Source organism: Ligilactobacillus sp. UO.C109 (genome assembly GCF_026847815.1).
In the GTDB taxonomy this organism is placed as follows: domain Bacteria; phylum Bacillota; class Bacilli; order Lactobacillales; family Lactobacillaceae; genus Ligilactobacillus; species Ligilactobacillus salivarius.
On record NZ_JAPSFH010000027.1, the window covers coordinates 104,939 to 122,356 of the forward strand.

The window sequence follows — 17,418 nt, forward strand, 5'->3', positions numbered from 1 at the left end:
AATGTGAACAAATTATTTACTTTATAAAGATTTTAAAGTTAAAGTCTTCTAAGTAACATTATATTCCAAATGTTGTTAATTGTAATTCTAAAAGTATAGGATTATTTTTAATAAAATAGATTTTTCAATTGGTTAACGTGATATAATATTGAAAGACCAAGGAGGGATATTTATGCCTTTTGATTGGAGCAACTTGATAACTGCACAACATTTGATAAACTTATTAGATGTTGCAGTTGTTTGGTATGCTATTTATAAGTTGATGATGCTTCTTCGAGGAACAAAGGCAGTTCAACTCTTTAAAGGAATTGTAGTAATCGTAATTATCAAATTACTAAGCTGGTATATTGGATTATCAACTGTATCTTGGATAATGGACCAAGTTATTAATTGGGGAATTATTGCAATTATCATTATTTTTCAGCCTGAAATTCGGCGAGGTCTAGAACATTTAGGACGTGGAACATTTGTCCATAACCGTAAGCAAGGTGCTGAAGAAGAGAAGATGGTAAAAGCTCTCGATCAGGCTATTCAATATATGTCTAAACGAAGAATTGGGGCGTTGATAACAATCCAAATGAATACAGGTTTAGAAGATTATATTGAAACAGGGATAAAATTGGATGCAGATATAACAGGTGCATTACTAATAAATATTTTTATTCCTAATACGCCTCTTCATGATGGAGCTGTTATTATCAAAGATAACAAGATTGCGGTAGCCGCAGCATACTTACCATTATCTGAAAGTAATCTTATTCCTAAAGCTTTAGGAACACGTCATCGAGCAGCTGTGGGAATTAGTGAAGTAACGGATGCTTTGACGATTGTTGTATCTGAAGAAACTGGTGGAGTTACAATTACCAAAAATAGTGAATTATTAAGGGATTTAACTCAAAATGACTACCTTAAGCTTTTAAGAAATGAACTTATTCCTAAGCAAGAAGTTAAGAATGATAATATCTTAACTAAATTTGTAGATGGATTTGCTAAGAGTTTTAAAGGAGGTAGAAAACATTGAAATTATCAAAGTACTTTAATACAAAATTTTTCTACCGAATTGTTGCTCTAATTTTTGCTCTTTTTCTTTTTTTCTATGTTAATGCAGATCAGTTAACATCAGGACAGTCTACAGGACATACATTAACAACAAGTACAAATGAGAAGTCAATTGTTATTGAGATGCCATTAAAAGTTAAGGGAGCAAAAGATACTGAATTTGTGGCAGGATTACCAGATAAGGTAAAGGTTAGAATAATTGGGCCAAGCGCAATTGTCACAGCTATTAACAATACACGTAATTTTGAGGTGTATGCCGATTTAACTGGTAAAGGGTATGGTAAACATACAATAACTTTATCTCAATCTGGGCTGAGCAAAGAAGTGTCAGCTAAGATAGATCCACAAACTGCTAAGGTTAAAATTAGTAAGAAAGCTACAAAAACTTTCCCAGTTCAAGCACGCTATAATTCAAGTAATGTAGCAAGTGGATATGCAACTGGTAGTGTAACTATGAATAATCAAACGGTTCGAGTTACAGGTGCTAAAAATGATGTAAAAAATGTCGAAATTGTTGTAGCAAATGTTAATATCCCAAGTGGAACTAAGAATGATGTAGTACGATCTGTTCTACTACAAGCTTTGGATAAAAAGGGTAAAAGCTTAGATGTAGTTTTTGATCCTGAAACAGTTCGTGTAACGATTCCGGTTTTTGAAGCTAGTTCAAGTAAAAAAGTGAGCTTGAATTTAGTTCAAAGTGATGGAGAAAAAAATCGAAGTTACTCGATATCAACAGATACAAAAACAGTTGTGTTACATGGAACAAAACAAGCTTTGAGCAAGGTTTCAACATTAACGGTGCCTGTGTCAGTAGAAGGTGTAACTAGTTCTGTAACAAGAACAATTCAATTACAATCAACAATTAGTGGAATTGCAAGTATTTCTCCAGCTACAATTTCGGTAACTATTACTGCAAGTGGAGATAATAATGAAAGTTCTGCAGATGTATCGCAGACTAATAAAATAGATAATAGTTTGAATAATGATAAAACTGAAGATGATAGCAGTAAAACTAGCTCAAATATAAGTGTAAGTAGCTCGAATAGTGAGAAATCATCTGAAAGTAATAATTAATTTGAATGTGAGGATTTTTTAATATGAAGTATTTTGGAACTGATGGTGTTAGAGGAATTGCAAACGAAACATTGAGCCCAGAATTAGCATTTAAGCTAGGTCGTTGTGGAGGATATGTTTTAACTCAACATGCTTCTAATAAACCAGCACGTGTGTTAGTTGCAAGAGATACACGTATTTCTGGACAAATGCTTGAACAAGCTCTTATTGCTGGTCTTTTATCAGTAGGAATTGAAGTATTTTCTTTAGGAGTTATGACAACACCTGGGGTAGCTTATTTAGTAAGATTACAAGATGCTGATGCTGGAATTATGATTTCTGCATCACACAATCCTGTACAAGATAACGGAATTAAATTCTTCGGTAGCGATGGTTATAAATTATCTGATGAAAAAGAAGAAGAAATTGAAGCATTATTAGAAAGTGATGAAGATACTTTACCACGTCCTTCTGCAGAAGGCTTAGGTACTCTAAGTGATTATCGTGAAGGTGCTTTGAAATATACACAATTCTTAGAACAAACAATTCCTGATGATTTAGAAGGAATGCACATTGCTGTTGATGGAGCTAACGGATCTACAAGTGCATTGGTATCACGTTTGTTTGCAGATTTGGGTGCAGATTTTGATACAATGGCAACAAATCCAGATGGACTTAATATCAATAAGGGAGTAGGTTCTACTCATCCAGAAGCATTAGCAAAATTTGTTGTAGAAAAGGGTGCACAAGTTGGTGTAGCTTTTGATGGTGATGGCGATAGATGTATTGCTGTTGACGAAAATGGTGAAATCGTTGATGGCGATAAGATTATGTTTATTTGTGGTAAGTACTTGAGTGAACGTGGACGCTTGAAGAAAGACACAATTGTAACAACTGTTATGAGTAATATTGGTTTGTACAAAGCAATGAAAGAAAATAATCTTAATTCTGTTCAAACTAAAGTTGGCGATAGATACGTTGTAGAAGCAATGAGAAAAGATGGATATAACGTTGGTGGAGAACAATCAGGACACGTTGTATTCTTAGACTTCAATACGACTGGTGACGGAATGTTAACCGCACTTCAATTATTAAATGTAATCAAGCAAACTGGTAAGAAGTTTTCAGAATTAGCAGCTGAAGTTAAGACATATCCACAAGAATTAGTAAATATTAAAGTTACTGATAAAAAAGCAGCTTTAGATAATGAAAAGATTAAAGAAGCTATCGCTAAAGTTGAAGAAAAAATGGCTGGCGATGGTCGTGTCTTAGTAAGACCAAGTGGAACAGAAGACTTACTTAGAGTAATGGCTGAAGCTAAAACTCAAGAATTAGTGCATGATTATGTAATGGAAATTGCAGACGTTGTAGAAGCTGAAATGGGTGTAAATGAATAAGAAATAAAAAGTCTCGAAACTTAAAGCGCTAGAAACCACGTTATTGAAAACGTTGATTTCTAGCGCTTTTTACTATTGATGTTTTTTATAGTTTCACTTGAAAAGTTGCTTTTCTAGCATCCTGTTAGTTTAATATTCAATTGTAGAACCAACGTGGATGGATGGCATTTTTTCAGGAGATAAATAGATAGCATTATTTTGAGGTTCATCAGGTACTTCAGTGAAGTATAGAGTAACATGTCCTAACATAGAAAAGTTACTATCAACTAAATCTCCCTTAAATTTTACAGTATAAACTTGATCATCAATTTTAATTTCATTATTGATAGTTATATCTGCAGATTGGACATTTTCAAATCTCTGAACAACGGATACTTTTTCTAGGTTGTCAGTTACAGAATTTTCACCAAATAAAATGATAATAGGTTCTGTATCACTGATTGCATTTTCACCAATACTTACAACATTTGCTTTAAACAAAATTTACTCAACTCCATTTTAAAGAATAAAGCAATTATAACACAGAAGATGTTAGATTATGAAATAAGAGCAATGGAACATAATTAGGTTTATGTGATATGTTATACTTAACAATGTAAACTATTACAAGGAGGCTTTTTCATGCTTGAAAAAATATATTTTGGAACTTATACCAGAAATAACAGTAAGGGTATTTATCAAGCCGAGTTAGATACTGAGAAAAAAGAAATTAGAGATTTAGAATTATTTATTGATGATATCGTAAGTCCTACATATCTTACAACGACTAATAATGGAATTTTACTGACAATTACAGGAAATGATCAGGGACAAGGAGGAATTGCAAGTTATAATCTTACAACTCCTAAACCTGTTTTAGTTGATCAAAAATTAGCTGATGGTGCATCTCCTTGTTATGTAAGCTATGATGGTCAGCGTAAGTTGGTGTATACTGCAAATTATCATAAAGGTTTAGTTGAAGTATATCGCCTAGAAAATGATAATACTTTAACATTAAAAGATTCCGTTACTTATGAAGGAAAAGGTCCGCGTCCAGAACAAGATAAATCACATGCTCATTATGCAGATTTAACACCTGATAATAAATTGGTAACTATTGATTTAGGTGACGATAAGGTTCACACATATGATGTGTCAGAAGAAGGTAAGATTTCTGAAATCGCAGCTTTTCAAACTCCTGAAGGTTTTGGACCTAGACACATTGTATTTTCCAATAATGGTAAATTAGCATATCTAGCAGGAGAATTATCAAGTGAAGTAGCTGTATTGGAATATAATAATGGTATTTTTAATCTTATCCAGATAGTATCAACTATACCTGTGGACTGGACAAAACATAATGGGGTAGCGGCTATACGTATTTCTTCTGATGATAAATTTGTATATGTTTCTAATAGAGGACATAATTCTATCGCAGTATTTGAAGTTGAAGAAGACGGTATTTTGAAACTTATTCAAACTATTTCAACAAATGGAGATTTTCCACGTGATTTTGCGCTTGATAATAGTGAGAGATTTATAGTTGTTGCTCATCAAAATTCGACAATTGCATCTTTATTTGCAAGAAATGCAACTTCTGGTAAACTAGAACTATTGCAAACAGACATTCCAGTTCCAGAGGGTGTTTGTGTTCACTTTGTAAAATAGGGAGGAATTTGTTTTGATTTTCAAGGATACACGAGTTAATTCGCTATCAGAATTAGTCAATGTTATAAAACAAGGTACTCATCGTGTTACTTTAAAAAATCATGAAGCAACTGTTAGTAAAGGATTTATGGCAGAAGCTATCAAGTATGCTCATGAACATGATGTATCAGTTAATGTTGTAATTAACATTCCAACTGAAACTTCTTATCAATATTCAGATATTGAAATTAAAGCTTTAGAAGCAGATATTTTTGAAGCACAAGCATTAGGAGCAGATAGTATAGAGTTCTTAGCATTAAATGAAGATGGTAGTTTCGATGTTGAAACTGCAGATCAATTTTTAGCAGCTTGTGGTGGAATGGAAGGAACTATTAATTTAAGTAATATTCAATTCACAAATGATCAGTTAGAAAAAATTGCAGAGTGGGTTGAGGAAAAACAAATCTCACGTGTTTATACTGATAATGATAGTACAGATGAATTAATTAAGTTAAAGGAAGTTCTTCCTAATATAGTTCCTGCTACAATTTCACTCGAAGCAGCAGAAAAGTTAGAATTTAAGCAAATTCAATTATAGTAAAAAATGGCAATCCATGATTTTGGGATTGCCATTTTTGATTATAGAAAATATTAATTTTAAATAACTATTTATTTCTAAAACTTGCTACGTAAGCATCATGTTTAGCTTGGTCAAATTCGTTTTCGGATTTACCAATAACTAAAGTAGCAGTAACATTACCTGCAACGTTAACTGCAGTACGTCCCATATCAACAAGACGGTCAATACCGGCGATCAAGGCTAAGCCAGAGACTGGAACACCAATTGAAGATACAGTTGCTAATAAAACAACGAATGAAGCACCTGGAACACCAGCCATACCTTTAGAAGTAATCATTAAAACTAAAAGCAAAGTAATTTGTTGACTAATTGATAAGTGAACATGATATGCTTGAGCTAAAAAGATAGCAGCAAGTGATTGATAAATTGCTGAACCATCAAGGTTAAATGTATAACCAGTTGGAATAACAAATGAACTAATAGCTTGGTCAACACCAAGTTTTTGTGTCTTCTGCATTAAACGAGGTAGAGTAACTTCTGAACTAGCAGTTGTGAAAGCTAAAATTAGTTCATCTTTAACAACTATTAATTGATCCATGATTCTGAAACCAAAAATACGAGAAGTGATACCTAATACCACTAAAATAAAGAATATCATAGTAATATATGCCATTACGATAAAGAGTGCCAATGGTTTTAATGAAGCTAAACCAAGTTGGGCAACAGTAGCACCAATTAAACCAGCAACACCAAATGGAGCAAAATGCATAATCCAACCAGTTATTTTGAACATAACTTCAGCAACGGCTTGTAAGAAAGTAATTAATATTTTACCTTTTTCACCGATTGCAGCAATTCCTAAACCAAATAGGGATGAGAAGAAAATAACAGGTAGCATTTGTCCTGTAGCTAATGCGTCAAAAAAGTTAGAAGGAACAATAGACATAAGTATTGAACCTAAACCATTATGAGCAGCAGATTTAGCAGTCTTTACGTAAGTAGAAATATCAACATGAGATAATTGACTTAGATCAAGCATATATCCAAGATGAGAAAAATTAGAAATAACCATCCCAACAATAAATGCAATTGTAGATAAAACTTCAAAATAGATTAATGTCTTTAATCCAATTTTACCTAATTTTTTAATATCTCCCATATTAGAGATCCCGACAATTAAACTAGAGACAACAATAGGAAGAACAATCATTGAAATCATATTGATGAAAGTTGAACCTAAACCGTTGGCAAAAGCAATAAACTTCTTATTATCAGCAAAAACGACACCGAGAATTACACCGATAACTAAGCCTAAAATGATTTGCCAACCTAAAGAAAGTCGAAAAACTTTATTCTTTTTCATAATCTTATAATCAACTCCTATATTCTATATGCCATATATTAATTTACCACAACTTTAATAAAAAATCATGTTTTTGTTAAGAATTCTATAAGATAAATATAATTTATATTAATTAAGTTCGGAAATAACGGCCAAAACTAGGGGTTTTCAGGATATTGTTACAAAATAAAAAAGATTGTTATAAAAACAATCTTTTAAAGTAATTACAACATATCACCGTTATAGATAGAATTTTTAACAATTACATAGTCAACTTTTCTAAGAGCTAATAATTCTTTACCACCAGCATAAGAAATAGCAGATTGTAAATCTTCTTGCATTTCGCGAAGTGTATCGGCTATTTTTCCTTTGTATGGTAGAAGTAATTTTTTACCTTCGACATTTTTGTATTCGCCTTTTTGATATTGAGAAGCAGATCCAAAATAAGTTTTGAACCTCTTGCCATCTTTTTCAATAATATCACCAGGAGTTTCATCATGTCCGGCAAAAAGGGAGCCAATCATACACATTGAAGCACCAAAGCGAATTGATTTGGCAATATCACCATTATTTCTAATACCACCATCAGCAACGATTGGTTTGCTAGCAGCCTTAGCACATGCACGAATAGCAGCTAATTGCCATCCACCAGTTCCAAAGCCAGTTTTTAATTTAGTGATGCAAGCCTTACCAGGTCCAATTCCAACTTTAGTAGCATCAGCTCCAGCATTTTCTAATTCACGAACAGCTTCAGGAGTACCAACATTTCCAGCGATAACGAAAACACCAGGTAATTTGTGTTTAATGTGTTTAATCATATTAATGACGGTATCTGAATGTCCATGAGCAATATCAATAGTAATATATTCAGGAACTAAATTCTTTTGAGATAATTCGTCGATTAAATCATATTCAGCAGGTTTTACTCCAACAGAAATTGAAGCAAAAAGACCTTTGTCGTGCATATTTTTAACAAAATCAACACGTTCATTTTCATAAAAACGGTGCATAATATAGAAATAACCGTTCTTAGCTAACCAAACAGCAAGATTTTCATCAATAATAGTCTGCATATTAGCAGGGACTACAGGTATTTTAAAAGTCATAGGTCCAAATTTAACTTTTGTATTTACTTCAGATCTACTCTTAACAATACATTTATTTGGAACTAATTGGATATCTTCATAATCAAAAACTGGCATAATAAAACCTCGCTCTATTAAATAATTTACGGTATTAATTAAGAAATAATCACAAAACATAAGATATGATAACGTATTTTAAAATATATGTCAAACTAATAGCCTAATATTCGCAATAATGTTCGTGTTTAGCTGAAAACTTTAAATCGATATAGATATAAGTTAGAATTATATTGATTGTGCTATTGTTTAAGATAATTAAATTTTAGAAAGAAGAGGTTTAAATGGCAAAAAAGAAGAAAAAAACTAAAGAAAAAAAGACTAATGAAGAACGAGTATTAGACCAACACAATATAGAATATGAAGAAACATCTTTCAATTGGATAGAGCAAGGAAAAGATGCATTGAAGGAAGCTGCTGAATTAGGAGTAGAACCTGAATCTATTTTAAAGACAATTGTTTTACAAGGTAAGGGAGATCCTAAAGACTTTTTTGTAGTTTGTTTACCAATTGTACATGAAATGGATTTGAAGTTAGTTGCTCAACAATTAGGTAAAAAACAAGTACACCTAGCTGATAATAAAAATTTAATTAATATAACTGGTTATATTCATGGAGCAAACACGCCAATTGGTATTCATGCTTTTAAAGGTTTTCCAATCTATTTTGATGAAAGAATTAAGCCTTTTGAAGTAATTTCAGTATCAGCTGGTAAAGTTGGACGTTCTGTTAGATTAAAACAAGAAGATTTAGTTAAACTGGTTAATGGTAAATATATTGAAGTTGAGAGAAAAGAATAGTGAAGAAAATAGATAGAGCAAAATTATTTATTCAAAATAATATGGAAATTTTCCGGTGTCCTTTTTGTCAAAATAAAATAACCAGTTTACAAGATAACAGTATTGTATGTATTAATGGACATGTTATCAATCTTAATAAAAAAGGAACATTACATTTATTAACTCATGGAGTGAAAAGTGACTATGATAATAAAGAATTGTGGAATGCAAGACGAACTTTGTTACAAGCCGGTCTATTTTCACCAATTATTGAGCAGATAATGAAAGAATTACCAACAAAAAAATTAAAGATAATTGATGTAGGTTGTGGAGAGGGCACACCATTAATTAATTTAGCAAGATCAAGAGAGAAGTATAATGATACCCTAATAGGGTTTGATATTTCTAAGGATGCGATAAATTTAGCAACACAAAATGAGTTACATCCATTTTTTTGTATTGCAGATTTAGCAAATCTTCCATTTATGGATAATAGTATCGATGCTATTATTGATATTTTTTCACCTTCATCTTACGGAGAATTTTTAAGAGTTCTGAAAAATGAAGGTAAGTTATACAAAGTAATTCCTAATGCAAATTATTTAATTGAACTACGACATCTTTTATATGGTGGTACAGGTTCAAGAAAATCAAGTTATAGTAACGATAAGGTGTTAAATTTATTTTCAAAGCATTTTCCCAACTTTGAAAGCAAGCGTATAAGATACAAGTTTAATTTAACGTCAGAAAATTTTAAAAATTTATTGTTAATGACGCCACTTAGTTGGGGTGCAAGTAACGAGCAATTAGAATATGCTAGGCAAAATCCATTAAATGAAATAACTGTAGATGTTACCTTATTAATAGCATAGTTTTAAAATTTAAGTAGATAAATAATTTGTATAAGATAAATTAAAATTAATTTTCTGAAAAGTATTGAAAAAAGTATAAGATGGTGTTACTATAGTCTACAAGAAATCGGTTGTTAGTAATTAACGGAACTGTCGTTAGTTGCTATATAATTGTACTTCATTAACGTAGCTGTTCGCCGTGCCCACACCGAATGGCTACGCTTTTTTTATGGATAAAAATTGTTATGAAAGGATTTATATATGGCTAATCATATTGTTTTATTTGAACCACTAATGCCTGCTAATACAGGAAATATTGCTAGAACTTGTGCAGGTACAAATACAGAATTACATTTAATTGAACCACTAGGATTTTCAACAGATGATAAATATATGAAAAGAGCTGGATTAGATTATTGGGATAAAGTGAAAATTACTTATCATCCTAATTTACCAGCATTTTTAGAAACAATTCCTGAAAATGGTGAATTATATATCGTGTCTAAATTTGCTTCTAAGGCATATACAGAAGCCGATTATACAAATACTGAAAAAGAACATTATTTCTTATTTGGTAAAGAAACAACTGGTTTACCGGAAATGTTTATGCGACAAAATCCAGAAAAATGTATTAGAATTCCTCAAAATGATGAACATATTAGAGCTTTAAATTTATCTAATACAGCAGCAATTGTAGTTTATGAAGCACTTAGACAACAAGGATTCCCTAATTTAGAAACTACTCATACTTATGAAAATGATAAATTAAAATAAGTAAGATAGCTTGGTATTTTAGAAAGGACTATCGTTGTGGCTAGAAGAAAGAAAACAAAAAGAAAGACAAAAAAGAAAATACAAAAACAAACTTCTGAGCGAGTTGTCGGTGGTTGCTTTATTCTATTTGGAATTTTAGGGTTATTAAATCTGGGATACCTTGGTGTTTTACTGGCAAATGTCTTTAGGATATTTGTTGGTGATAGTTATAAAGTAGCGGTAGTGTTACTAATAGGATATGGAACATATTTGTTATCAATGGGAGAACAGCCGATAATTCCTAGAAAGAAAATAGGCGGTGTATTATTAGCTTATTTAGGAGTACTACTTTTTTTAGAAGTACTACTATTTCAAAAACTTGATTTACATGCCAATTTTGTTGATATAACTTGGCAGTATTTAAGCTCAGATATTATTTCTGGTAGTGTTGGTAGTGCTGTTGGCGGTGGAATTACAGGAGCTTTATTATATAGCGCAACTTCGTTTTTGGTAGCACAGATAGGCTCTTATATTGTTGCAGTTTTAATTTTTATAGCTGGCTTATGTTTATTGTTTGATATTGCATATCGACAAGTTTTCGAGTATTTAGGCAAGAGTCTATATTGGGTGATTTCTGAAACAAAAAAAGTAGTAGTTGCTTTTTCACATTCAATTAGTAAAGGGAATGACAGAGTTAAGCAAATTAAAAAAGCGCGTCAGGAAAAGGCAATTGAAAAAGCTAAAGAAAACGAAATTACTCATAGCGATGATGAAGAAAGAGATTTGCCTACACCAGTAGCAGATATGGAAAAACTTGAAGTAGATAATGATAGTAAAGATGATTTGACTGACTGGAATCAACCAGTTGAAGAAAAAAGTGAGGATGAGCAAGAAATTGTAGTAAAGAATCATCCAACTTTAGAAAATTATCAATTACCATCAGTTAATTTGTTACAGGATGTGCCACCTACTGACCAAAGTGAAGAAAAAGCAGAGATTCAACGAAATAAGAAGATATTAAAAGAGACATTTAAGAGTTTTGGTGTAGATGTAGAACTAAAAAATACAATTTTAGGTCCATCGGTTACAAAATATGAGCTGCATCCAGCAATTGGAGTTAAAGTTAGCAAGATTGTTAATTTAGCTGATGATTTGGCCTTGGCATTAGCAGCTAAAGACATTCGTATTGAAGCACCAATTCCTGGTAAATCATTAATTGGTATAGAAGTACCTAATAAAAAAGTGGCAACAATATCGTTTAAAGATATTATTTCTTCACAAAAGAAGGATTCTAGTAAACCTTTGGAAGTACCGATTGGTCGCGATGTTTCGGGTAGTTTAATCACTGCTGATTTGGCTAAGATGCCACATCTATTAATTGCTGGTTCGACAGGTAGTGGTAAGTCAGTTGCAATTAATGGCATCATTACAAGTTTATTGATGAATTGTCCTCCAGATGAAGTGAAATTAATGTTAGTTGATCCTAAAAAAGTAGAGCTCGGTGTTTATAATGGAATTCCACATTTATTAACACCGGTTGTAACTGATCCGAAAAAAGCATCGCGAGCTTTGCATAAGTTAGTTTCGGAAATGGAAAGACGCTACGAATTATTTGCTAATACAGGGCAACGTAATATTTCTGGATATAATGCGATGATTCAACGACAAAATCATGATAATAATTCTAAAGAACCTTTAATGCCATACATTGTGGCAATTGTTGATGAATTATCAGATTTAATGATGGTAGCTTCTAATGAAGTTGAAGATGCAATTATTAGATTAGCTCAAATGGCTCGTGCGGCTGGTATCCATATGATCTTAGCTACACAAAGACCATCAGTAGATGTTATTACTGGTTTGATTAAGGCAAATGTACCATCAAGAATGGCATTTGCTGTATCGAGTGGAACTGATTCACGTACAATTATTGATCAGTCTGGAGCTGAGAAATTACTTGGACGTGGGGATATGTTATTCTTACCAATGGGAATGAATAAGCCTGTACGTGTACAAGGTGCGTTTATTTCAGATTCTGATGTTGAGAATGTGGTCAACTTTGTTCGTGAACAACTTCCAGCTGAGTATGATGAGTCGATGGAAGTATCTGATGAGGAATTACAACATGAAGCTGACGGAGAGGCTGAAGATGAGCTGTTTGGTGAAGCAGTTGAATTTGTCAGACAAGAACAGAAATGTAGTGTGTCAATGCTTCAAAGACGATTTAGGATTGGATATAATCGCTCAGCTAGAATTGTCGATGAAATGGAAAAACGTGGAATTGTTGGCCCTCAAGAAGGTAGTAAACCACGCAAGGTATTATATAGTCAAGATAATTAGTGAGTATTATAAAATGGCATTATTTGGAATTATAAGGCTAATTAATACATTTAGTTAGTTGATGATTTCAAAATGCCATTTTTTAATTGTTTTTAAGTGTATCATACATTATAGTAGATTATGAATTAAGGAGGCGTTTTTTTGCGTATAGAATTAGTCAAAGGCGTGAATTTAAATATCATTCCTTCTAAACAATTTAAGACAACGAGAATTTTTATATCATTTGTTAAAAATATAGAATCAAAAAAAGAATTAGCTGAAAGAGCATTATTGGCTAACTATTTAGAAATGTGTAGCCAAAACTATCCTACACAAATTGATATTGCACGTAAATTATCTCAAATGTACGGTGCTAGTTTTGGTAGTTCCGTTGATAGACGTGGAAATTATCAACTTATTAATTTTAGTATTGATTATATTGAAGGTAAGTATCTAGTAGGCAATGAAGATTTACTTTCAGAAGTAATTGAATTTTTAAAAGAAATTATTTTCAATCCATTGAAAGTGGGGGAAAATAAAAACTTTGATGAAGAAACTTTTACCAGACAGAAAAACAACACTATTACATATTTGAATTCTATTAAAGAAGATAAGCAAGCTTATGCTACAGCAAAATTAAGAAAGCTTTACTTTGATAATGAGATTCAACAAGTACCATCATTTGGTGAAAGTGAAGATGTTGAGAAGTTAACAATCTCTGATTTAATGGATGCTTATCAAAAAATGCTAAATACTGATAGAGTAGAAATTATGATTTCTGGAGATGTTAATACTGATGAGGTTGTAAATAAGTTCTCTGTGTTACCATTTAAGGCGCGAAATATTTCACGAGCAAGCATGAGTTATACTCAAGAGATAAAACAAGAGATTGTAACACAAATTGATGAAGAACCTTTATCTCAAAGTAAGTTTGATATGGCATTTAGGTTGCCAGTTGTATATCGTGGAGATTTGCATTATGCAGCACTTGTTTTCAATAGTTTATTTGGTGGTTCAGCATTAAGTTTATTATTCACCGTTGTGAGAGAAAAAATGAGTATGGCATATTATGCTAATAGTAACTTTGATCCATTTAGACAATTATTAGTAGTTCAAACTGGAATTTCATATACTAACAAGGATAAGGTTCAAGAATTAATTTTAAAGCAACTAGAACGACTAAGAAAAGGTGATTTTGAAGACGAGTTGTTAGAACAAAATAAGAATAATTTGATTAGTAGTTATATTTCTCGTTTAGATAGTCAAACTTCAGCTTTATTAAGGGCGCAATCTGCAGCTTTAACTGGAATCAATGTTACTGTTGAAGAATGGTTGGATAATTTGCAAAGTGTAACCAAAGACGATGTGATGAAAGTTGCAAAAATGGTCGAACTACAGGCTACTTATATGTTAGGAACTAATTAGTGAGGTGATATAGTGTTAGAAAAGAAGGAATACACACAATTTGGAGAAACCATTTATAGTGAAGAATTGGATAACGGATTAAAAGTTAAGCTTCTACCAAAGAAAAGTTTTCATAAAGTGTATGGTATCATGTCTACTAATTATGGCTCAGCTGATAATGAATTTGTTCCTTATGGAAAAAAGGATATGAAAGTTTATCCAGCAGGAATTGCACATTTTTTAGAGCATAAATTGTTTGAAAAGAAAGATTATGATGCTTTTGAATTATTTGGAAAGTATGGAGCGGATTCCAATGCTTTTACAAGTTTTACAAGAACAAGTTATTTATTTTCAGCTACACAGAATGTAGAAAAATGTGTAGAAATTCTGCTAGATTTTGTTCAAGAGCCTTATTTTTCTGAAGAGTCTGTGAAAAAAGAGCAGGGTATTATTGGGCAAGAAATAAAGATGTATGATGATGATTCAGGCTGGCAGTTATATTTTGGATTAATAGAGAATTTATATCCTAATACTCCAATTAGCCAAGATATCGCAGGTACAATTGAGTCGATTAGTAAAATAACAGCGCAAGATTTATATGATTGTTATAATACATTCTATCAACCTAGTAATATGACCTTGTTTTTAGTGGGAAATTTTGATGAAACGGCGATGATTTCACTAATTAAGAAAAATCAAGCTAAAAAAACTTTCTCTAAGACAGAAAAGATTGTACGAGCTCCATTCTCTAAAGAAGATGAAGATAAGATAATAATTTCTTCAAGAACCAGAAAAATGGATTTACAATTACCTAAAGTTGCAATTGGTATAAAGGGATTAGGTAAACAATTGCGCGGATATGAAGCAATAGGTTATAAGTTGAAAGTCCAACTATTACTAGATATCTTGTTTGGTGAAAGTTCTAAAGAATATTTACAATGGTACAACGAAAATATTATTGATGATAGTTTTGGATATGATTTTCAATTTGAACGTGGATTTAATTTTGCGATGATAAGCGGAAGTACAAGTAAACCTGAAGAATTCAAAAAGAAAATTGAAGACTTAATAGTCCAAGCACCTGATTTATTAGAAGACAGGGCAGAAGAATTTGAATTATCTAAAAAAGAATTTCTAGGCAGTATTATTCGTTCAATGAATTCACTAGAGAGTATTGCTAATCGTTATGAAGGTAGATTGTATGATGATGCAACAATTTTTGATATGGTGGAAATTTTAGAAAAGATAACTTTAGAAGATGTTGTAGAAACTGCTGAAGAATTTCTCAATCAAGATGCTATTAGCATTTATGAATTATTACCAGAGAGTAGGTGAAAATAATGCGATGGGCTTTGATATTAGGTGCTTCAGGAGATATAGGATCAAAAATAGCTAATGATTTAGCTGCCCAAGGTTGGTCATTATATCTTCATTATAATAATTCTTATGAGAAAGTTAAAAGATTATATAATAAGCTAGATAGTGAATATAGTAAGCAAGAATTTTTAATCATTCAAAGTGACATGTCAAAAATTTCTGAAATAGATAAGTTGACTAATTCAGTTTTTAGTTTAGATGCTGTTATTTTTGCTGAAGGAACAACTAAGTACGGATTGTTTAACCAGTTAAAAATGGAAGAATTTGATGAAATGTTAACAATGCAACTTAGATATCCTTTATTCCTATTGCAAAAGCTAGAGGAAAAATTAGCACGTTCTAGTTTAGGGAGAATAGTATTTATAGGTTCTGTTTATGGTGGATATGGTAGTGCCATGGAAGTTGGATATAGTACGATTAAAGGTGCTTTGAGTGCATTTGTAAAAGCCTATAGCAAAGAAGTAGCTTCATTAGGAATTACAGTAAATGTTGTAGCTCCAGGTGCAGTCGATACTAGAATGAACAATATGTTTTCTTCTGATGTGAAAGAACAAGTGGCAGAGGATATTCCAATGGGAAAACTGGCACAACCTGATCAAATAAGTTATTGGGTAACTTGTCTATTAGCAGATAGAGCAGAGTATCTAACAGGGCAGACAATATATGTGACGGGTGGTTGGTTACAATAAAAATAGCATTAATATTTTTATTGTAGTATGCTATACTATTATACGAAAACAATAGATTTTAGATTATGGAGAGAGTATCAATGACTGATATTGGAAAAACTTTACAAAATGCTAGAAATGAAAAGCATTATACTTTAGATGATCTTCAACAAATTACCAAAATCCAAAAAAGATATTTGATAGCGATTGAAGAAAATAACTTTGATGCACTTCCGGGAGATTTCTATGTTCGTGCTTTTATCAGACAATATGCTGATACAGTTGGTATAAAAGCAGATAAATTATTATCAGAACTTGATGAACAAGCCGGTAAGAAGAAAGTCGAAGAAACTGAAGAAGAGCCAACAGAGGCTAAAACAAGAACAGAAGCAGTTAGAAGACAACAACAATCAAGTACTCCAAGTCAAGTTAGTCAAAACTTTGATAAGTTTATGCATTATTTACCAACAATCATTATTGTTGGGGTTGTGGTTATCATTATAGGTTCCATATACTTTGTAGTTGCTGGAAATAAAAAGGAAGCTAACCAAGCTGCTTCAAGTACAAATGTGTCTATTTCATCAGATGTATCCTCATCAAAGAAATCTTCTAAGAAAGAGTCTTCTTCTGAAGAAGTAAGCAGTAGTTCAAGCAAGAAAGAAAGTAGTTCTAGCAGTGAATCTTCTAAGAGCAGTAAGGGACAAAAGATTACTAATACAGCTGTTAGTGGTTCAAGATTTACTTACTCATTAACAAACCCTGCTAAGAAGAATAAGATTAGGTTTACTTCTAAAGGTGGTTCTGCATGGAGCAGCATCTCAGTTAACGGTACAGCAAATTGGCAAGGTACATTACAAAACGGTGCTTCTCATACAGTAACATTGCCAGAAGGTACTACAAGTTTTAATATTAGTTTAGGTAATTCAAATGTAACTAATATTACAATCAATGGTAAAAAGTTTGATTTCTTAAAAGAAAACAGCACATTAACTGTTCGTCAAATTACGGTTAACGTTGCTAATGAATAACGTTAACTTAGGGAGTGGATATTCACTCCCTTATATTAAG

16 protein-coding genes are annotated in these 17,418 nt (G+C 32.0%); 13 read left to right on the forward strand and 3 right to left on the reverse strand.

Annotated elements, in window-relative coordinates:
* Positions 1-172: 172 nt before the first annotated feature.
* Genes cdaA through glmM form a run of 3 tightly spaced genes read left to right on the forward strand, consistent with a single transcriptional unit; the run spans position 173 to position 3,509 of the window.
* On the forward strand, positions 173-1,021 hold the full coding sequence (gene cdaA, locus OZJ21_RS04755; RefSeq protein ID WP_003704517.1) for a diadenylate cyclase CdaA: 849 nt from the start codon (positions 173-175) through the stop codon (positions 1,019-1,021).
* Positions 1,018-2,133 carry a CdaR family protein gene (locus tag OZJ21_RS04760; RefSeq protein WP_081538112.1) on the forward strand — a complete coding sequence of 372 codons (1,116 nt, stop codon included), beginning with the start codon at positions 1,018-1,020 and terminating at the stop codon, positions 2,131-2,133. Before cdaA ends, OZJ21_RS04760 begins: the two co-directional genes overlap by 4 nt.
* Before the next feature lie 23 nt (positions 2,134-2,156).
* The gene (gene glmM, locus OZJ21_RS04765; RefSeq protein ID WP_268857509.1) at positions 2,157-3,509 is read left to right on the forward strand and encodes a phosphoglucosamine mutase; all 1,353 of its coding nucleotides are present in this window, start codon (positions 2,157-2,159) and stop codon (positions 3,507-3,509) included.
* A 129-nt stretch (positions 3,510-3,638) separates the two neighbouring features.
* Here glmM and OZJ21_RS04770 read toward each other — a convergent pair whose 3' ends face one another.
* Positions 3,639-3,989 carry a PTS glucitol/sorbitol transporter subunit IIA gene (locus tag OZJ21_RS04770; RefSeq protein ID WP_003700588.1) on the reverse strand — a complete coding sequence of 117 codons (351 nt, stop codon included), beginning with the start codon at positions 3,987-3,989 and terminating at the stop codon, positions 3,639-3,641.
* Positions 3,990-4,130: 141 nt separating this feature from the next.
* Between OZJ21_RS04770 and OZJ21_RS04775 the strand changes: the two genes are divergently transcribed.
* Entirely contained in the window at positions 4,131-5,156 is a 1,026-nt protein-coding gene (locus tag OZJ21_RS04775; protein WP_268857510.1) for a lactonase family protein, read from the forward strand.
* A gap of 13 nt (positions 5,157-5,169) precedes the next feature.
* Positions 5,170-5,733: a copper homeostasis protein CutC gene (locus OZJ21_RS04780; protein WP_069469153.1), complete on the forward strand. Its 564-nt coding sequence runs from the start codon at positions 5,170-5,172 to the stop codon at positions 5,731-5,733.
* 67 nt (positions 5,734-5,800) lie between these two features.
* Here OZJ21_RS04780 and OZJ21_RS04785 read toward each other — a convergent pair whose 3' ends face one another.
* The gene (locus OZJ21_RS04785; RefSeq protein WP_003706575.1) at positions 5,801-7,078 is read right to left on the reverse strand and encodes a cation:dicarboxylate symporter family transporter; all 1,278 of its coding nucleotides are present in this window, start codon (positions 7,076-7,078) and stop codon (positions 5,801-5,803) included.
* A gap of 203 nt (positions 7,079-7,281) precedes the next feature.
* Positions 7,282-8,259: a GMP reductase gene (locus OZJ21_RS04790; protein ID WP_255819554.1), complete on the reverse strand. Its 978-nt coding sequence runs from the start codon at positions 8,257-8,259 to the stop codon at positions 7,282-7,284.
* 224 nt (positions 8,260-8,483) lie between these two features.
* Between OZJ21_RS04790 and OZJ21_RS04795 the strand changes: the two genes are divergently transcribed.
* The 8 genes from OZJ21_RS04795 to OZJ21_RS04830 all read left to right on the forward strand — a co-directional run bounded on the left by OZJ21_RS04795 (position 8,484) and on the right by OZJ21_RS04830 (position 17,378).
* Complete coding sequence (locus OZJ21_RS04795; protein WP_003700582.1) at positions 8,484-8,999, forward strand: aminoacyl-tRNA deacylase; 516 nt, start codon at positions 8,484-8,486, stop codon at positions 8,997-8,999.
* On the forward strand, positions 8,999-9,850 hold the full coding sequence (locus OZJ21_RS04800; protein ID WP_087250352.1) for a methyltransferase domain-containing protein: 852 nt from the start codon (positions 8,999-9,001) through the stop codon (positions 9,848-9,850). Before OZJ21_RS04795 ends, OZJ21_RS04800 begins: the two co-directional genes overlap by 1 nt.
* Before the next feature lie 240 nt (positions 9,851-10,090).
* Positions 10,091-10,603, forward strand: coding sequence for a tRNA (uridine(34)/cytosine(34)/5-carboxymethylaminomethyluridine(34)-2'-O)-methyltransferase TrmL (trmL, locus tag OZJ21_RS04805; protein ID WP_003700579.1), 513 nt, complete (start codon positions 10,091-10,093; stop codon positions 10,601-10,603).
* A 36-nt stretch (positions 10,604-10,639) separates the two neighbouring features.
* A complete protein-coding gene (locus OZJ21_RS04810; RefSeq protein ID WP_268857511.1) occupies positions 10,640-12,922 on the forward strand; it encodes a DNA translocase FtsK in 2,283 nt (760 codons plus the stop codon).
* 141 nt (positions 12,923-13,063) lie between these two features.
* Complete coding sequence (gene yfmF, locus OZJ21_RS04815) at positions 13,064-14,326, forward strand: EF-P 5-aminopentanol modification-associated protein YfmF (protein ID WP_268857512.1); 1,263 nt, start codon at positions 13,064-13,066, stop codon at positions 14,324-14,326.
* Between the two features lie 12 nt (positions 14,327-14,338).
* Positions 14,339-15,640 (forward strand): EF-P 5-aminopentanol modification-associated protein YfmH, encoded by a 1,302-nt coding sequence (gene yfmH / locus OZJ21_RS04820; RefSeq protein ID WP_268857513.1) that lies wholly within the window; start codon positions 14,339-14,341, stop codon positions 15,638-15,640.
* A 5-nt stretch (positions 15,641-15,645) separates the two neighbouring features.
* Positions 15,646-16,371 carry an elongation factor P 5-aminopentanone reductase gene (gene ymfI / locus OZJ21_RS04825; protein ID WP_160996018.1) on the forward strand — a complete coding sequence of 242 codons (726 nt, stop codon included), beginning with the start codon at positions 15,646-15,648 and terminating at the stop codon, positions 16,369-16,371.
* An 80-nt stretch (positions 16,372-16,451) separates the two neighbouring features.
* Entirely contained in the window at positions 16,452-17,378 is a 927-nt protein-coding gene (locus OZJ21_RS04830; protein ID WP_268857514.1) for a helix-turn-helix domain-containing protein, read from the forward strand.
* The last annotated feature ends 40 nt before the right edge of the window (positions 17,379-17,418 follow it).

Bases quoted from the DNA above. Each gene is read 5' to 3' on its own strand.
- cdaA (WP_003704517.1), top strand. From the start codon at position 173: ATGCCTTTTGATTGGAGCAACTTGATAACTGCACAACATTTGATAAAC.
- glmM (WP_268857509.1), top strand. From the start codon at position 2,157: ATGAAGTATTTTGGAACTGATGGTGTTAGAGGAATTGCAAACGAAACA.
- OZJ21_RS04775 (WP_268857510.1), top strand. From the start codon at position 4,131: ATGCTTGAAAAAATATATTTTGGAACTTATACCAGAAATAACAGTAAG.
- OZJ21_RS04785 (WP_003706575.1), bottom strand. From the start codon at position 7,078: ATGAAAAAGAATAAAGTTTTTCGACTTTCTTTAGGTTGGCAAATCATT.
- OZJ21_RS04790 (WP_255819554.1), bottom strand. From the start codon at position 8,259: ATGCCAGTTTTTGATTATGAAGATATCCAATTAGTTCCAAATAAATGT.
- OZJ21_RS04795 (WP_003700582.1), top strand. From the start codon at position 8,484: ATGGCAAAAAAGAAGAAAAAAACTAAAGAAAAAAAGACTAATGAAGAA.
- trmL (WP_003700579.1), top strand. From the start codon at position 10,091: ATGGCTAATCATATTGTTTTATTTGAACCACTAATGCCTGCTAATACA.
- ymfI (WP_160996018.1), top strand. From the start codon at position 15,646: ATGCGATGGGCTTTGATATTAGGTGCTTCAGGAGATATAGGATCAAAA.
- OZJ21_RS04830 (WP_268857514.1), top strand. From the start codon at position 16,452: ATGACTGATATTGGAAAAACTTTACAAAATGCTAGAAATGAAAAGCAT.